Below are 15,554 nucleotides of genomic sequence, written 5' to 3'. Positions count from 1 at the left end.
CCCTCCAATTACTTGCGTGCACCGGGACCATTGGCCACTAAGCCATTAGACATATAACTTTGGAAATACTCCAAGTTACGAAACTCTTCAGCTTGTGGTTTTAATGGATTAGAACGGGAGTCTTTATGACAACCACTGTAACGACGGTGCAAGGTTCCTAACTCACCCCACTTCGAGCGAAAAACAGGAAAATGCGTCACATGCCCTAACTGCGGGCTAGGCAAGTCAGCACGAATACGAATATTCGAGCCTTGAAGGTGACAGTTTGCACACGACAAATTCAACTGACCACGCTTAGAGTAGAAAAACTTTTTACCTTCTAAATAGGCCGCTTTTGCTCGCGGGTCATCCGCTGGAATTTGAATATCAAAAACCTTGTCACGCGAGGTCCATGCCATGTAAGCGGATACCTGAGCAATCGGTCCTTTACCCCATTTAAAAGCTTCTTCACCATTTTTTACTCGACACTCATTAATCTCTTGCTCAAGGGTTTTAACGGTCCCCTCTTCTTTGTTCCAGTACGGGTATTTATGGCGAATGCCTATGCCACCATTTTCAAAACAGTCCGCATAACCTTTGCCATTTGCAAAAGCTGTATTGAACAGTTCCTCTCCCTTTTCCACATCAAACTCATAGGGAGGAAACTCTTCTAGCTCGACCCATTGCTCTCGTGAATCCGCATCCACTGAATAGATACCATTAACATAATCTGCAAATTCCGTGTTAGGAAAGCGCGATTTGTAATAGTTTTGCAGTGCTATTCTGTCCGCCTCTGGATCGACAGTTTGCATATCAAATCCAGTATCTGCTGCGTAGGTTATGTGTGTTGCTGCCGCAACAGCAAAGCCCAACGCTAATTTTCTTATTATTTTCATTATTCACCCCAAAGCGCCACCCAGTAACGGGTAGTTGCTAATTATTTTACTTTGGCAGTTTCTGTAGCCGTCTCACCTGTGTTTTCAACCCATGTCATGGTTAACTCGTCACCTGACGCGCCACCCGCAAAGTTAAAAGCAAAATAAGGGTTTTTAGAGACCGCAGTGCCGAGGTTCGCGACAAACACCTCTTTACCTGCATGCATTATTTTAAGTTCTTGTAAAAACTTAGCTGGAATCAGTTCGCCTGTTTTTTTATCTTTACGCAGGCCACTTTCCATAATGTGTTTAGCCATCAACTTAACTTTGGTTTTTTCACCAGAAACTTTCGCTTTAACTTTTAAAATTCCCTTAGCCATGATCTATACCTCTGTATTCGCTTAACTGGATTAACCGCCACAACCACCGATGGTAACTTTCACTTCTTTTGAAGCGCTATAAAGTTTACCTTCAGCCTTAACTACTGCAGTTACCTTAGAGGTTTTACCCATACGTAAACGCGTAGATACATCAGCATCTGTTCCTGCAGGAATAATAAACTCAACAACCAGCGGGTTAGGGTTGTGTTCCACAAAAATACTGATGGATTCAACACCCGCTAAGCTTGAACGTACCGTGACCGGCACAACCGCACCGTTCTCTGCAATATCGGGCGCTTTTAACGTTACATCTGCACTTTCTTCTGCGGTACCACCGAGTAACTCTTGCATTGCAGTGGCTTGATCTTCCGCTTTAAAGGCACTTTTTGTCCATGCAGCCATAGCGATACGTGGCATTAGTACGCTAGCACCTACCAAAGCACCGCTTGCAGCAATCGCTTTTATTACTGAACGACGATTTATGCTCATTCTAAATTTCCTCTTTCTTTCACCCATTTAGGGAGATCAGAACTGGTAGATATACTCTACGACAGCATCAATTTCTTCTTCTGACAACATCCAGTGTTTACCTAACGGCGGCATAATTGTCAGAGGATTATTTTTGGTTGCATCCCAAATTTGGGCACGTAATTTATGTTTATCTGGAAAACGGGTTTTCATTGAAAGGGTCGGTGGTCCTTGATTTCCTGCCAATTTCGCATCGGGATCGGCGATGGTATGACAGGAGATACAGTTACCCCGTGACTTATCCATATAAACGGCTTTCCCCAATGCTATCTGGTCATCATGGTTATCAGCTATAGCGGAGCCCGCCGTAACCATCGCCAATAACCCAGCAGCACAAAGAGAGGTGCTCAGCTTACGCATTATTTCTCCTCCGGAGTTCTGTCTAACGACAGTATTTTTATTGTTATAAAATGCCCTGTTGGGCGATAAAGCTTAGTTTAGAACCACACTTTATTTACTAATTAAGTATTACTGGCTAGATTCAACCATGTAAGCGACAGCCTGTTCAACCTGCTTATCACTAAGGTCTACTCTTCCGCCTTTTGGCGGCATCACGCCGGTGTCACCCGAAAAGCCATGTATGGCGTGATCCAGCAACTGGGGCATCCCTTTTTTAATACGCGCAGACCACGCGTCTGAATCACCCACTTTAGGTGATCCGGTTAACCCAGAGCCGTGACAAACCTTACAAGCACCTTCATACGTGGCTTTACCTGCCAACGCTAATTCAGATAACGACGCAGCCTTTACCTTATGTTGCGTTGAGAGTGCTTCACCTGTGATATGTGCTTTTCGCAGTTTCTCTTCCTCTCGCTCTTTCTCCATCTGTGCATCGTGGGACGCAGCGGGTGCATCAGCACCTTCAACAAAGTGGCCCACCGGGGTAATCCCCTTGAGTGTTCCCGCGATCATCAGTTTTTTAGGGTCTGCACATTTATCCATACAGCGTGTATTTTTAACATCAGGACGAGGATCAACGAAGAAGTTATCCTTATTAGGCATCTCAATGCTGGCTAAAGACTCTTTTGTTAGTACAAAATCCTCTTCAACGATCTCATTTAGATAGAGCACATAAGCAGTAACATCATATACTTGCTGATCAGACAACGAACGTGGTGCCGTAAATGGCATTGCCCGACGAATATAGTCATACAGTGTAGACGCATATGGCCAATATGACCCTACAGTCTTAGTCGGGCGCTCATCTTTTAGCGTACCCTGTCCACCCGCGAGCACAGGCCAACGGCCCTCACCTTCACCAAACAGACCATGACACGTTGCACAGCGCTCTTCATACAGCGCTTCACCGGCCTCAATCGTTCCACGGCCATCAGGAAGACCTTTGCCATCAGGGCGAATATCAATATCCCAACCTGCGATCTGTTCTTCGGTGGCTGTTTCACCCAGACCTAATGGCTCCGCATGGGAAAAAGCGCCCATTATAGCAACACTTACACCAACGCCAAGTGCTATCAAGGAGGTTCTCGTATCACGTAATTTGAACATTGGTAACCTCCCCTGTTGGTGCAACTTTCCACGTGTGTATAGAGTTTTTATGGTAGATAGAGTTGCCCCCACGTACTTCACGCAACTGACTTAAGGTCGGTTGCACATAACCGGTTTCATCCACTGAACGCGATTGCAGTAACCAAGGCTGTCCGGTCCATTTAGTTACTAGGCTAAAACGCGTTAACGCTTTATCCAGTACAAGCCCCTTTAACTTAGCAGGTACCCAACTCACACCACCATCAAACGATATATCCACATGCTTAATCTTTCCTCGCCCAGACCATGCTAACCCTTCGATCTCAACGAAACCGGGCTTAACCAGTGGTTTTTCAGGGCACGGGCTGGTGATAACGGAATTCGTTTCTTGCACAAAGGTAAATTTACGGGCGCGGCCATCAGGCATTAAATCGGTATATTTAGAGGTCTCTTCCCGATGGTACCAAGGCTGATCTCCCACCTCTAAACGACGCAGCCATTTAATGGATGTATTACCTTCCCACCCTGGGTTTAATAAGCGCAAAGGGTACCCCTGTTCTGGACGGAGCATTTCACCATTTTGGGCATAAACAACAAGGGTATCTTCTAACGCTTTTTCTAACGGGATAGAGCGACTCATATGTGCGCCATCAGCCCCTTCCGCTAAGATCCATTTACCTTCAGGCTTAACCCCCGCTTCCTCAAGTAAAACGCGAAGCGGAACACCGGTCCATTCACAACAGCTCAGCATACCGTGGGTAAACTGCAGGGCTTCCATTTGCGCCCCTTTCCACTCCATCCCACCATTCGCAGGACATTCGATGAATTTAATTTCTGATACCGATGGAAAACGCATAAGGTCTTCCATGGTAAAAATAAGAGGACGCTCGACTAAGCCATGAAGAATCAAACGATGTTCATCTGGATTAATCTGGGGCACACCACCATGGTAACGCTCAAAAACCAGCCCATTCGGGGTGATGATTCCCTTCAGGTCTTGTAGGGGGGTCATTGAGATAGATGCAATAGAGTCCGCCGTCAACCATGGAACGGTTCGGCGTACGACCTGCTTTTCAAACGTAGACGGTAAACCATAAGGCTGTTCGACAACACCATGACCTAACTGTTTACCCCATGCAGGTTCATTGGGAGGTAGGTTGGCGGGATTGATTTCTGCGGAAATTGAGCGCCCTGCAAATGTAGTTGCCGCTATACCCGCTGCAGCGACCACCCCCTTCCGTAGAAAGTCACGACGATCATTAATCGACAGATGTTCTGATTCTTGAACCATCTGCTCCATCAATTCACGCGTGTTGGGCCCTTTGATGATCTTCGACATTGATGCCTCCAACTGGCGTACCTAAAACACTTTTTATTCTTATATTGTTTTTAGGTATAACCATATGCCAGTAGCGCATATATAAGAATTCGACCATCGTATATAGCTAATATAATAATTACTTATATAGAATTAACTTATATTAAGAAATAGAACTATGCCTTAACACAACGCAAACACCTCGCTTATGGCAACCCTTGTAGCTTTCGGTAAAGTGTTCGTTCACTGACACCCAACTTACTCGCCAGCTCATTATTTTTAAGCGAGGTGTTTTGTTTAACCTGTGTTAAATAGACAGATTCCAGCTCAGCTAAAGGAATCAGGCCATCAATACTGTCTGCGTTTATACTAAGGAACGTGCTCACCTGCTGGGGTAGTCGTATATTTTCAGGCAGATGCTCAGGTGTAATAATTTGATAATCAGCGAGAAGGAGCGCTCGCTCTAAAATATTTCTCAACTCACGGATATTACCAGGGAAAGAGTAAGCTTTAAGATAAGCCATCGCATCGGCGCTCACCTTAACCGCTTCAGTATGAGGTATATCGGCCTCGTCAGTAAGCCGTTTAAGTAAGATCTCCACTAATAACGGGATATCTTCAGCGCGCTCGCTTAATGAGGGTAAGGTTATCGGAAAGGGACTGATTCGATAATACAGATCTTGCCGAAAACGCCCCTCTTTAACACTTTCAGTTAAATCGCGATGGGTTGCACAGATCAACCTAAAATCAGCATGTTTTAATTCGACGCCTCCCACTGAACGGTAAGTACCGGTTTCAATAAGCCGTAAGAGTTTCACTTGCAAGCTAAGCGGAATATCGCCCACCTCATCGAGAAAAAGCGTTCCCCCTCGCGCGGCAGTTACTAACCCCTCTTTACGATTGATCGCTCCTGTAAATGCACCTTTTTCATGCCCAAACATCTCACTTTCAAACAGGCTTTCACTTAAACCTGAGCATTCGACGGTGACAAAAGGTTGCTTCGATCGCTTACTTGCGGAGTGAAGCGCTTTAGCCACCAGCTCTTTACCTGTACCCGATTCTCCCAGTAACAAAACAGAAATCATGCTAGGTGCCGCGCGCTGAATCAGGGAAACCATGTGATTAAATACTTTAGAGCTCCCCACGAGCCCCTCCCCTTCGGGCTTCGCATTAGCAACTTTAACGAAGTGCATCACCTCAAGAAAGTACAAGGGCTCTTTAACACCGACAGGAATAGGTACCAACTCAACATCCACATGTTCTTGCCCATGACGGGTGTTGTGTAAGTGAAGGTCCCTTTGCCGTAATCCGGTTTGCCTGCAGCGCTGCAAAGGACAGGATTCACCCTCTTGGTCACAAGGGCGTTGATAACCATGAGACACTTGATAACAGTGTTGTCCAATAACGCTGTCCGATTGCAGATAATGATCTCGGTACGCCTGATTTGCGGCGATGACTAAGTAATCAGCCGACAGCACAGCGGCAGGCTCAGAAAACGCATCAAGCACTGCAGCTAACTCGGTATCGGACAACGTAGAATCATTCATATAGATTGGCAATCTCGGTTAAATTATCAGCGTTAGAACAGCCTGACAAAAATGTCACTTACCAGTGTGAACGGGCAAACCATTAAATTCAATTAAACGAATCAACTTTTTGATTATAGCGCGGAGGTAACGTAAACCTGTGCCATTAAGGCGTTTGAGTAGGTGCGTGGGGATGTATAAAGGCTTTCATCTGTTGAACAATCGCCGCAATATCAGATGCAACAATCAACATGTCGAAATAGTCAGGATGAATAAAGCCTTGGTCTTTTGCTCCTGCCATAAATTGCATAAGCGGTGTATAGAAGTGATTAACATTAAGCAGGGCAACGGGTTTGTTGTGCGCTCCCATTTGGGAGAGTGTAATGACCTCAAATAACTCGTCTAAGGTGCCACTGCCGCCAGGCAACGCAATAAACCCATCACTCAGCGATAACATTTTAGCTTTACGTTCTTGGACTGAATCAACGTCAAAAAACTGCGTTAAGCCTGGCTGTATAGCGTCTTGAGACTCTAAAGCAACAGGCATGACGCCGATCACTGTTCCTCCCTCAGATAAACACCCAGAGGCAACCGCCCCCATCAACCCCGAACAGGCACCACCATAAACCAACTCAATATTATTAAGCGCCAAATACACGCCGAGCGCCTTCGCTTGCTCAACATAAATAGGGGAAGTACCCCCTTTAGACCCACAAAACACAGCAATACGATTAAGTGGAGCACTCATGTAAGCCTATCCGTCCATCACAGTAAAGGGTTTGGGGCTAGGGAGGTATAGCCATTGCTAGCCTTTATCAACGGAGCATTGTTAATAAACGATCAAGGCTAGCAACAACCGACAACTAAGCGTTTTTAAATTCCGTATTCAAGCGGTCTAAGGTTGTCGCAACCTCTAAACTTGCCTTTTCCATCTGCGCCAAATGAGATGCTGCCGACTTAATATTACCGGAACGCGCAGCCTCAACCGCGGCAAGCCCTGAAGAGTGAACTCGTTCATGGGACCCATCTAGGCTATTAAAACTCGGTAAGTGGCTATATTTATCGCGACCAACCCCATTAAAGTACCAGTTACCCAATCGGCACGATGTATGATCAGCCAACGCAGATAACTTATCTAATTTATTGGTCACAATGCCACGATAGACATCATTTTTCCAAATCACGTGATCTAACTTCACACTTTCAATAAACGAATCTGCGGCACTATGGTCAATCACTTGCCCCATACGCTCTGAAAGGCCAACGACGTCACGCACGCCTCCTTTAATCTGCTCCGCCGATGCAACAACCTCGCTACTGAGCATATCGACTTGGCCTATATACTCTGATGCCGTTAGGGTTTGATCACTAATCTGCCCCACCAAGTTTGCAATTTTATCGCTGGCTTCACTGGCCTTGCGGGCGAGATTTCGAACTTCATCTGCAACAACCGCAAAACCTCGACCGGTCTCACCTGCGCGCGCCGCCTCGATGGCTGCGTTTAACGCGAGTAAATTTGTTTGGTCTGAGATGTCGCGAGTTACACCGACAAAGACTTCGATCTCTTCTGACGCAGTTTTTAACCCCCGTACATGCTCATTACCGTCTTGAGCACACTTTTGGATAACGTGAACACGCTCCAAAATCGTTTCTACAGCGGTACGGGTTTCATCAAATATATGAAACGAACTGTTAAGGTTGTTTTTCTCACTTTCTAAACGTTCACCCGATTCAGAAATAGTACCTCTGACATGAGTAATTAAATCGCCCCCTTCAACCCAAGCGGCACAAATATCTTGTTTACCATCATCCTGGTTGGCGTGCGTATTTTCTTGATCGTAACAGCGGCGCGTCAATAATTGATTTTCATTCATCAAATTTTGATTTTCTTTGCGGAGCTGCTCGACCTCTGCCTGTAAATCCTTTAATTGAAGGTTCAATTTTCCCGAGAAAAACATCAACAATCCCTCTGACAACTTTTATTTAGCATCATATATCGATTAATGCACTGTTTCATCGATTAGTTTTAAATTGTAATTATTTCTTGATCTGACCCTTTATACACGTATATCTATACCTATTTTTAGCGTCAATCCTTATCGCCCCTATCCCCAGCCATAAAACTGACTTAAAATTGTTATGCTTTATGACTCTCGGTAATTTAAAGGATTTATCATGGCTAAAATATCGCTTAAAGATGATCAATATAACGCGTTAACAAAAGCCTATTTTGCAAAGCGTTCCCAGCGAAAGCTTTTAAACAAAACAGAATCGATACAAATTGCCGAGCGGTTGAACGAAAAAGTCAGCTTACCTTTTTTAAGTGAGCAAAAAGAGCACGCAGTTTTAGTCAAGATCATTATTAAGATTGATAACTATCTATATGAACACCTTCCGAATGAGATCTATGAGCTTATTCATAATATTGACGAAGGGTTTGATGATAGTGAGGCCGCACAACTGGCCGCCCGTTTAAGCAAGCAAGCACATGACGATATCAGCTTGCCATTTTTAACCTCTCACGTTGAGTACTACTCGATCACTTTCGTGCTAACACTTATTATTAACGCCATGAGAGAAGGCTCCGACTTAGAGCATGCGATTAACGTTACACAACATCCACGGATGATGTGCGACGACTTCCCGTTCCCTGGCCTACTTTAACGGACTTGCGCTCTAGGGCAAAGTTTATAAAAAGGCGTTATGTTCAAACCAAGTGATCCAACTCTCTGGTTATAATGTAAGGCATTTACTGTATTAACCGATTTAAAGGTAACACTATGATTTCAGCAGAAGCATCTGCAGTACGTGACCAGCTTATAGAAAAGGGATTGGAAACACCCACCATCGATAATGGTATGAACCAAGAACAGCGCTATGAGAAAATCAAAGGGTTAATGTCAGACGTTGTCAGCACATTAGGTATGAACTTAGAAGACGATAGCTTACTCGAAACCCCCCATCGTATTGCCAAAATGTATGTTTATGAGATCTTCTCAGGTTTAGATTACGAGAACTTCCCTAAGATCACGATGATCGAAAATAAAATGGACCTTGAAGAGATGGTCAAGGTTCGCAATATCAGCGTCTTGAGCTCATGCGAACATCATTTTGTTACGATTGATGGCACCGCAAAAGTGGCCTACATACCCAATGAAAAGATTATCGGTTTATCTAAAATAAACCGACTTGTACGTTTCTTTAGCCAGCGCCCACAAGTCCAAGAGCGCCTGACTAAACAGATATTGATCGCCTTACAAACCCTGCTCGATACCGATAATGTTGCGGTATCGATTAACGCAACCCATTACTGCGTTAAGTCGCGCGGGGTCATGGATGTCAATTCTGAAACAGAAACCACGGCACTGGGTGGCATTTTCAAGTCAAACCCTCGAACACGGGCCGAATTTTTAACCTAAGTCCGCAATGATTGGTGAATAAGCATCGTCACCCACAGGGTCAAGTGACGATGACTCACACTCAACATGATATACCGTAAATTGGAGCTAGCTTAATGTCTGATGAGCCATTTTTCCTAAAAGAAGAGAAAGAAAAATTAGGACTGCAACGCGCGAATGCTCAGACCGAAGCGACACTGGAGCCTCTGATGTTAGGCAAACGGGTTAAAGAGATCCGCCTAAGCCAAAACCTGACATTAGAAGAAGCAAGCAAACGCACAGGGTTAGCTCGATCTACGTTATCAAAAATAGAGAATGAACAAATCTCCCCGACCTTTACCGCCGTTAACAAGCTCGTTAAGGGACTCGGCATCGATATTCCGCAACTTTTTTCTCAACCGAAACGCGGTGCGGGAACAGGGGGGCGACGGGATATTACACGAGGGGGCGAAGGCCAACCACACCCGACCCCGACTTACGAACATGAACTGCTCGCCACTCAACTAAGCACAAAGAAAATGATTCCTTATCGTACAACGGTAAGGGCACGCACATTTGACGAGTTTAATGATTGGGTTAGGCATGACGGTGAAGAATTTCTATTTGTGCTGAGCGGCTCGCTTTTACTGTATACCGAACTCTATGAACCATTAGAGCTCTTTACTGGCGACTCCGCGTATTATGACTGCGAAATGGGCCATGCATTAATTTCGACCAGTAAAGAAGACGCTGAAGTCATTTGGGTTACCGCCTAAGGGGGCCTTTACCCCCCCAAGTAATACAGATTAAATCTGATTGGGGGACGCCATCGTGCGCGGGCTCTACCAACCAAAACCCGCCAGCGCGATACTATTATTAACCGGCCAACGTTTATCATCGATCCAATGCTGCAGCTGAACGTCGGCATCCTCCATCGTCAAAGCCTCAAAACCACGAAGCACCGCTGCAATCTCATCATACAATGAGTCAGGCTCAGCCATGCTGCTCCACAATTCATACGTATCAATCGCCAAAACCGGATAGTTAAGCGCCGTAATAAAAGCGATCCAGCGCTGTAAAAGCGCATCATCTTCTTGGCTAATAAGCCCTTTAAGCTGCTGATAACGCAGTTCCAAGCGGACCTGAATGCATGAGCGTTCAGCAACCAATATAGGATAAGTTGACCCTTTAACATGAGTTAAGAATACCTCATCACTCTCCCCTACCACAAAGCGTTCCAGTTCATCAGTGGAAAAGAGAAGTAACCAAAAAAGTGGAATCGCGTGGTTGGCCGCACAGATCATCTCTGCGTTAGGTTGCGCCCCTGCTCCACTAGGAACCCCCGCCATACCGAGTAAAATAATACGTGTGCCTAACATGAAGTGTCCCTTACTGTTGTTCTATGCGATAGCCTTGATCAACAAGGGTTTTTAAAATGCCATCGGCGCCGATAAGATGGCCCGCGCCCACCAAAACCAGCTCAACGTCATCATCATCAAGCATACGTTTGATCTGAGGGAGCCATTGCTGATTTCTCTCCACTAACAAGGACTGATACATGTGTGGGTAGTTAAGCTTCATATCCTGAATCACATCCAGTTCCAAACCATGTACATCCCCACGCTTCCAATGCTGAACAATCGCCTTCATCATCATTTCTGTTTCTTTCATATCATCCAGTGTTTGGCGTAAAAACTGCTCCTCATTACCCTCCCCCATATGACTAATAAAACGAAGGTGTGTATCTATAGATTCAAGCGCTAATACCGCCTTTCCATCAGCTATCGCTTGCTGATAATAAAAAGAATCAGCCCCAGCTTGCGAAATCCCTAACCGCTTAAATTCAATCGCGAGCATCGTCAACATAACACCCGCAGGCTTCATCGCAATAAACATATTAGGCATCATATTGCGCTCGGTTAAATAGCTATTTAACGCGGCATAAAGACCGGGTGATATTAATTGATTTAACAGCCGCCCATCCTGATACGACAATAGAGAGATGAGCCGCATCTGTATCTGGGGATCTGAGAGCGCCGCCATATCGGTCTCAAACACAACGGTATCGGCCCGCTCATAAGCCTGATCAAATGCGACGGGGAAAGGGAGGTCCTCCTTCGCCAAGAGGTGCACCGTCCCTCCTAAGAACAGCTGCTTACCCTCTTTACTTACACGCCATAGCGATGTTTCAGCGAATGTACTGTAGCTAAACAAGCACGTTATTATAAAAATAAGCGTTTTCATCATGAGACCTCTGTGCAGACAACCGCGGCGATGCGGTGATAACAGATAAAACAAAAAGATGAGACCCGTCTATAACGAACAACAGACTAAACTACATTAATAGACTATCATCAAACATACGACCCAAGTACTAAAGATTTAGACGTTTAAGCCGCATAATATATGCCCTATGTTCATACAATAATAATGGAATATAAATGACAGAACTTACATCATCTGACTTAAATATACTGCTCGTTGAACCCTCAACAACACAGCGAAAAATCATTAAAAACGAGCTCAATAAAGCACTTATTGAATCGATAGATGAAGTTCAAACCATAGAAGCGGCCATCACGCGCATTGGTACGGTTAAACCCGACTTAGTCATCAGCGCCCTCCACCTTCCGGATGGCTCCGCAATGGATCTCTTGCAGAATATACGCCAAAACAGCCAGACAACTGACCTGCCCTTCATGTTGATATCAAGTGAAACCCGTCACCACGAATTAGATCAGTTCAAACAATCAGGCGTTATCGCAATTTTACCTAAGCCTTTTACCCATGCCCATCTCACCACAGCGATTAACTCTACGTTAGATCTACTTTCAAACGATGAGTTAGAACTCGAATATTACGATCCCGCTGAGTTGCGAGTACTGGTTGTAGATGACAGCAAAATGGCGCGCAAAATTATCGTCAACGTTTTGGCTAATCTAGGCATATCACAAATCACCCAAGCCATCGATGGATCAGAAGCCATTACATTACTACCTCAAGGCTTTGACCTTATTGTTACCGATTATAATATGCCGATCGTCAATGGGTTAGAGTTAACAGAGCATGTAAGGAACAGCTCAGAATATTCTCACCTCCCTATTCTGATGGTGACCAGTGAATCTACCCATACCCATTTGAGTAACGTAGCTAAATCGGGCGTTAATGCAATGGCGGACAAGCCCTTTGAGCCCGCGATGATTAAACAGCTATTAGCGCGTATTTTAGAAGAGTAGCGATAAACATGGCTCCTCTAGATAACCTCTGTCGCCTCCTCGATAGATATGGTCATCATCAATAGTCAGCGACAAAAGGGAGCATGAGTAAACGCCCGCTCCCCACCCCAACAACTGTTTACTAATTAAACAACCTTTATTTATCGTAAACGCCATAAGATAACGGTATAAATATGATAAAAACCCTTCCAAACTTGCTCTAAACTGCTTACAGTGTATAATGCGCCCTTTCCCACCAGAGCAGCTTATACTGTTATCAACTACTGATGATGCAGTCCTGCCCTAATTCCAAACAGGTAACACAAACAGATGAATTCAGAAGATCAGCTATCTTTTGCTGAGCTTGGCCTTGCGGCTCCCGTGCTTAAAACGCTAGACGAAATTGGCTATGAAACGCCGTCCCCAATCCAGGCAGCCACTATCCCACACTTGCTAGAAGGTCGTGACCTTTTAGGTGTCGCTCAGACAGGTACCGGTAAAACAGCCGCGTTCGCATTGCCATTGCTATCTCGCCTTGACTTAAAAAGCCGTAATACGCAGCTTCTGATTCTGGCGCCGACTCGTGAATTAGCTATCCAAGTGGCCGAAGCATGTCAAACTTATGCGCGCAGCCTACCCGACTTCCACGTATTACCGATATACGGCGGTCAGGCATATGACAGCCAGCTACGTCAGCTAAAACGCGGCGCACAAGTTGTTGTTGGTACACCCGGTCGAGTTATGGACCATATGCGTCGCGGTTCACTTAAGCTCAACAACCTTCAAGCGCTTGTACTTGACGAAGCCGATGAAATGCTTCGTATGGGCTTTATCGATGATGTTGAATGGGTACTTGAACATACACCGAATGACCGACAGATCGCATTGTTCTCTGCAACAATGCCGGCTCAAATCAAAAAAGTCGCTCAAACACATCTAAACAACCCTGCTGAGATTCGTATTCAATCGAAAACAGCAACGGCGACAACGATTACACAGAAATACTTACGTGTTTCAGGCAATCAAAAGCTAGATGGTTTGACACGTATTTTAGAGATGCAAACCTTTGATGCGATGCTTGTATTTGTTCGCACAAAATCAGCTACCGTTGAGTTATCAGAAAAACTAGCCGCGCGCGGTTATGCCTCTGAAGCGCTTAATGGTGATATCTCACAGAACTTACGTGAACGTACCGTTGAAAAGCTAAAACGCGGTCAAATTGATATTCTTGTCGCAACCGATGTTGTAGCACGTGGGCTAGACGTTGAACGTATTAGCCATGTATTAAACTATGATATCCCATACGATACTGAATCCTATATTCACCGTATTGGTCGTACAGGCCGTGCGGGACGTTCAGGTGAAGCGATCCTATTCGTTTCTCCACGCGAACAACGTATGCTTAAATCAATTGAACGTGCTACACGTCAGCAGATTGAGCAGATGCAGCTTCCATCGACTAATGACATCAACGAAAAACGTGTAAAACGTTTTGTTGAGCGCATTACAGAGACGATTGAAAGCCAAGACCTTGAATTCTATAAGAACCTACTTACAGAATACCAGCAAGAGCATGATGCTGATCCACTTATTATTGCATCAGCACTGGCCCAGCTATTACAAGGTGAAACACCACTTCTAATGAAAGACCAGGTTCGTGCACCTCGTCGTGAAAGAGAAGAGCGTGGTGATCGCAACGAACGTAACGACAGAAAACCGCGTCGTCAGCCTCAAGGCATGTCGACTCAAGCGAAGCCGCTTAAAGACAACCCAAACGTTGAAATGCAGCGTTATATGCTCGCTGTGGGTCATGAGCATGGGGTTGCACCTAAAAACATCGTCGGCGCTATCGCCAACGAAGCTGACTTAGATGCCAACCTTATTGGTTCAATCGAAATTTATGATGATTGTTCTACGGTAGATCTACCTGCAGGTATGCCTAAAGCCGTTGTACAGCAACTTCGTAAAGCGATTGTGTGCGGACAACGTCTAAACATTAAAGACTTATCAAGCGACTCTGCAGGCGCACCAAGTGGTGGCCGTGGTAAGCGAAGTGGTGGTGGCGCTAATAGCAATAGCCGTAACCGTCCGCCTCGTCGTGCGAAGAAAGATACAAGAAAAAGCAAAGAAAGCTAAGAGGGCTAACCCCCTCTTTCCGCTAATACCTCATTAGCTTAAAGCTTTTCGCTGAACAAGGACTTTACCAATAAGGAAATGCCCTTACACACCAGATATTTTGCATCCCCTTCGCAAAATATCTGGTGTTTTTATTTTTGCCTCGGTATTACAAAGCCCGCATATAAAAAAAGCAAGCAAGATGCTTACTTTTTCAGATCAACCTTGAACATCGCTCGGCAAACGTACTCTACTACTCGCCTACCACCATAATAGCTTCAACCTCAATATCCGCATCTTTAGGTATCTGTTTAACCGCAAAGGCAGCCCGTGCAGGGTAAGGCTCGGAGAAATACTTAGCCATCATTTCATTTACCTCAGCAAAGTATTTCATATCGGATAACAAGATAGTGACCTTCACAATGTCCGACAGGGAACCACCCGCCGCTTCAGCAACCGCTTGTAAATTTTTAAACACCTGCTCAGCTTGTGCTGAAAAAGACTCCGTAATCAACGCCATAGTTTCAGGGACAAGTGGAATTTGGCCTGATAAATAGACGGTACTGCCCACACGTACCGCCTGAGAATAAGTGCCTATGGCGGAAGGTGCATTTTCAGTGCTGATGATGCTTTTATTCATAATCATTCCTATCAAAATAATGTATTCGATCTATTTTATATCATCAAGAATCAGTGCGTCATGCTCGTCAACGGTTTTTAACCCCCCATCACACGTAATGCACTCCTATTTAACCA

The 15,554-nt window shown here is 45.1% G+C and carries 17 protein-coding genes; 5 read left to right on the top strand and 12 right to left on the bottom strand.

Features of this window, described 5'->3' with window-relative positions:
* Positions 1–8: 8 nt before the first annotated feature.
* The 9 genes from soxA to A3773_RS18565 all read right to left on the bottom strand — a co-directional run bounded on the left by soxA (position 9) and on the right by A3773_RS18565 (position 7,965).
* Positions 9–875, bottom strand: a complete 867-nt coding sequence (soxA, locus tag A3773_RS09490; protein WP_067985400.1) for a sulfur oxidation c-type cytochrome SoxA — start codon at positions 873–875, stop codon at positions 9–11.
* Between the two features lie 41 nt (positions 876–916).
* Positions 917–1,234 (bottom strand): thiosulfate oxidation carrier complex protein SoxZ, encoded by a 318-nt coding sequence (gene soxZ / locus A3773_RS09485; protein ID WP_067985398.1) that lies wholly within the window; start codon positions 1,232–1,234, stop codon positions 917–919.
* A 30-nt stretch (positions 1,235–1,264) separates the two neighbouring features.
* Entirely contained in the window at positions 1,265–1,723 is a 459-nt protein-coding gene (soxY, locus tag A3773_RS09480) for a thiosulfate oxidation carrier protein SoxY (protein ID WP_067985396.1), read from the bottom strand.
* Between the two features lie 36 nt (positions 1,724–1,759).
* Positions 1,760–2,122, bottom strand: coding sequence for a sulfur oxidation c-type cytochrome SoxX (gene soxX, locus A3773_RS09475; RefSeq protein ID WP_067985394.1), 363 nt, complete (start codon positions 2,120–2,122; stop codon positions 1,760–1,762).
* 108 nt (positions 2,123–2,230) lie between these two features.
* Positions 2,231–3,268 carry a c-type cytochrome gene (locus tag A3773_RS09470; RefSeq protein ID WP_067985392.1) on the bottom strand — a complete coding sequence of 346 codons (1,038 nt, stop codon included), beginning with the start codon at positions 3,266–3,268 and terminating at the stop codon, positions 2,231–2,233.
* Complete coding sequence (soxC, locus tag A3773_RS09465) at positions 3,252–4,586, bottom strand: sulfite dehydrogenase (RefSeq protein WP_067985390.1); 1,335 nt, start codon at positions 4,584–4,586, stop codon at positions 3,252–3,254. Before soxC ends, A3773_RS09470 begins: the two co-directional genes overlap by 17 nt.
* Before the next feature lie 185 nt (positions 4,587–4,771).
* On the bottom strand, positions 4,772–6,112 hold the full coding sequence (locus tag A3773_RS09460; protein ID WP_067985388.1) for a sigma-54 interaction domain-containing protein: 1,341 nt from the start codon (positions 6,110–6,112) through the stop codon (positions 4,772–4,774).
* A 145-nt stretch (positions 6,113–6,257) separates the two neighbouring features.
* On the bottom strand, positions 6,258–6,839 hold the full coding sequence (locus A3773_RS09455; protein ID WP_067985386.1) for an LOG family protein: 582 nt from the start codon (positions 6,837–6,839) through the stop codon (positions 6,258–6,260).
* A 115-nt stretch (positions 6,840–6,954) separates the two neighbouring features.
* Complete coding sequence (locus A3773_RS18565; RefSeq protein WP_156473491.1) at positions 6,955–7,965, bottom strand: methyl-accepting chemotaxis protein; 1,011 nt, start codon at positions 7,963–7,965, stop codon at positions 6,955–6,957.
* Positions 7,966–8,266: 301 nt separating this feature from the next.
* Between A3773_RS18565 and A3773_RS09445 the strand changes: the two genes are divergently transcribed.
* The 3 genes from A3773_RS09445 to A3773_RS09435 all read left to right on the top strand — a co-directional run bounded on the left by A3773_RS09445 (position 8,267) and on the right by A3773_RS09435 (position 10,244).
* Complete coding sequence (locus A3773_RS09445; RefSeq protein ID WP_067985382.1) at positions 8,267–8,755, top strand: hypothetical protein; 489 nt, start codon at positions 8,267–8,269, stop codon at positions 8,753–8,755.
* A gap of 116 nt (positions 8,756–8,871) precedes the next feature.
* Positions 8,872–9,510, top strand: coding sequence for a GTP cyclohydrolase I FolE (folE, locus tag A3773_RS09440; RefSeq protein ID WP_067985380.1), 639 nt, complete (start codon positions 8,872–8,874; stop codon positions 9,508–9,510).
* A gap of 95 nt (positions 9,511–9,605) precedes the next feature.
* Entirely contained in the window at positions 9,606–10,244 is a 639-nt protein-coding gene (locus A3773_RS09435; RefSeq protein ID WP_197462757.1) for a helix-turn-helix domain-containing protein, read from the top strand.
* Positions 10,245–10,310: 66 nt separating this feature from the next.
* On the opposite strand, the gene A3773_RS09430 is transcribed toward A3773_RS09435, so the two are convergent.
* On the bottom strand, positions 10,311–10,847 hold the full coding sequence (locus A3773_RS09430) for a hypothetical protein (RefSeq protein WP_067985378.1): 537 nt from the start codon (positions 10,845–10,847) through the stop codon (positions 10,311–10,313).
* A gap of 10 nt (positions 10,848–10,857) precedes the next feature.
* On the bottom strand, positions 10,858–11,715 hold the full coding sequence (locus tag A3773_RS09425; RefSeq protein ID WP_082800592.1) for a TraB/GumN family protein: 858 nt from the start codon (positions 11,713–11,715) through the stop codon (positions 10,858–10,860).
* A gap of 194 nt (positions 11,716–11,909) precedes the next feature.
* Between A3773_RS09425 and A3773_RS09420 the strand changes: the two genes are divergently transcribed.
* Positions 11,910–12,704, top strand: coding sequence for a response regulator (locus A3773_RS09420; RefSeq protein ID WP_067985374.1), 795 nt, complete (start codon positions 11,910–11,912; stop codon positions 12,702–12,704).
* A 309-nt stretch (positions 12,705–13,013) separates the two neighbouring features.
* Positions 13,014–14,819 carry a DEAD/DEAH box helicase gene (locus tag A3773_RS09415; RefSeq protein ID WP_067985372.1) on the top strand — a complete coding sequence of 602 codons (1,806 nt, stop codon included), beginning with the start codon at positions 13,014–13,016 and terminating at the stop codon, positions 14,817–14,819.
* A gap of 232 nt (positions 14,820–15,051) precedes the next feature.
* On the opposite strand, the gene A3773_RS09410 is transcribed toward A3773_RS09415, so the two are convergent.
* Positions 15,052–15,438 carry a RidA family protein gene (locus A3773_RS09410; protein WP_067985370.1) on the bottom strand — a complete coding sequence of 129 codons (387 nt, stop codon included), beginning with the start codon at positions 15,436–15,438 and terminating at the stop codon, positions 15,052–15,054.
* Positions 15,439–15,554 lie beyond the last annotated feature (116 nt).

This window comes from Neptuniibacter pectenicola (assembly GCF_001597735.1).
Lineage (GTDB): Bacteria > Pseudomonadota > Gammaproteobacteria > Pseudomonadales > Balneatricaceae > Neptuniibacter > Neptuniibacter pectenicola.
This window is presented reverse-complemented; position numbering and strand designations above follow the sequence as displayed.

Excerpts from the sequence above, each read along its gene's own strand:
- soxA (WP_067985400.1), bottom strand. The coding sequence starts at position 875 with ATGAAAATAATAAGAAAATTAGCGTTGGGCTTTGCTGTTGCGGCAGCA.
- soxZ (WP_067985398.1), bottom strand. The coding sequence starts at position 1,234 with ATGGCTAAGGGAATTTTAAAAGTTAAAGCGAAAGTTTCTGGTGAAAAA.
- soxY (WP_067985396.1), bottom strand. The coding sequence starts at position 1,723 with ATGAGCATAAATCGTCGTTCAGTAATAAAAGCGATTGCTGCAAGCGGT.
- soxX (WP_067985394.1), bottom strand. The coding sequence starts at position 2,122 with ATGCGTAAGCTGAGCACCTCTCTTTGTGCTGCTGGGTTATTGGCGATG.
- A3773_RS09470 (WP_067985392.1), bottom strand. The coding sequence starts at position 3,268 with ATGTTCAAATTACGTGATACGAGAACCTCCTTGATAGCACTTGGCGTT.
- soxC (WP_067985390.1), bottom strand. The coding sequence starts at position 4,586 with ATGTCGAAGATCATCAAAGGGCCCAACACGCGTGAATTGATGGAGCAG.
- A3773_RS09460 (WP_067985388.1), bottom strand. The coding sequence starts at position 6,112 with ATGAATGATTCTACGTTGTCCGATACCGAGTTAGCTGCAGTGCTTGAT.
- A3773_RS09455 (WP_067985386.1), bottom strand. The coding sequence starts at position 6,839 with ATGAGTGCTCCACTTAATCGTATTGCTGTGTTTTGTGGGTCTAAAGGG.
- A3773_RS18565 (WP_156473491.1), bottom strand. The coding sequence starts at position 7,965 with ATGAATGAAAATCAATTATTGACGCGCCGCTGTTACGATCAAGAAAAT.
- A3773_RS09445 (WP_067985382.1), top strand. The coding sequence starts at position 8,267 with ATGGCTAAAATATCGCTTAAAGATGATCAATATAACGCGTTAACAAAA.
- folE (WP_067985380.1), top strand. The coding sequence starts at position 8,872 with ATGATTTCAGCAGAAGCATCTGCAGTACGTGACCAGCTTATAGAAAAG.
- A3773_RS09435 (WP_197462757.1), top strand. The coding sequence starts at position 9,606 with ATGTCTGATGAGCCATTTTTCCTAAAAGAAGAGAAAGAAAAATTAGGA.
- A3773_RS09430 (WP_067985378.1), bottom strand. The coding sequence starts at position 10,847 with ATGTTAGGCACACGTATTATTTTACTCGGTATGGCGGGGGTTCCTAGT.
- A3773_RS09425 (WP_082800592.1), bottom strand. The coding sequence starts at position 11,715 with ATGATGAAAACGCTTATTTTTATAATAACGTGCTTGTTTAGCTACAGT.
- A3773_RS09420 (WP_067985374.1), top strand. The coding sequence starts at position 11,910 with ATGACAGAACTTACATCATCTGACTTAAATATACTGCTCGTTGAACCC.
- A3773_RS09415 (WP_067985372.1), top strand. The coding sequence starts at position 13,014 with ATGAATTCAGAAGATCAGCTATCTTTTGCTGAGCTTGGCCTTGCGGCT.
- A3773_RS09410 (WP_067985370.1), bottom strand. The coding sequence starts at position 15,438 with ATGAATAAAAGCATCATCAGCACTGAAAATGCACCTTCCGCCATAGGC.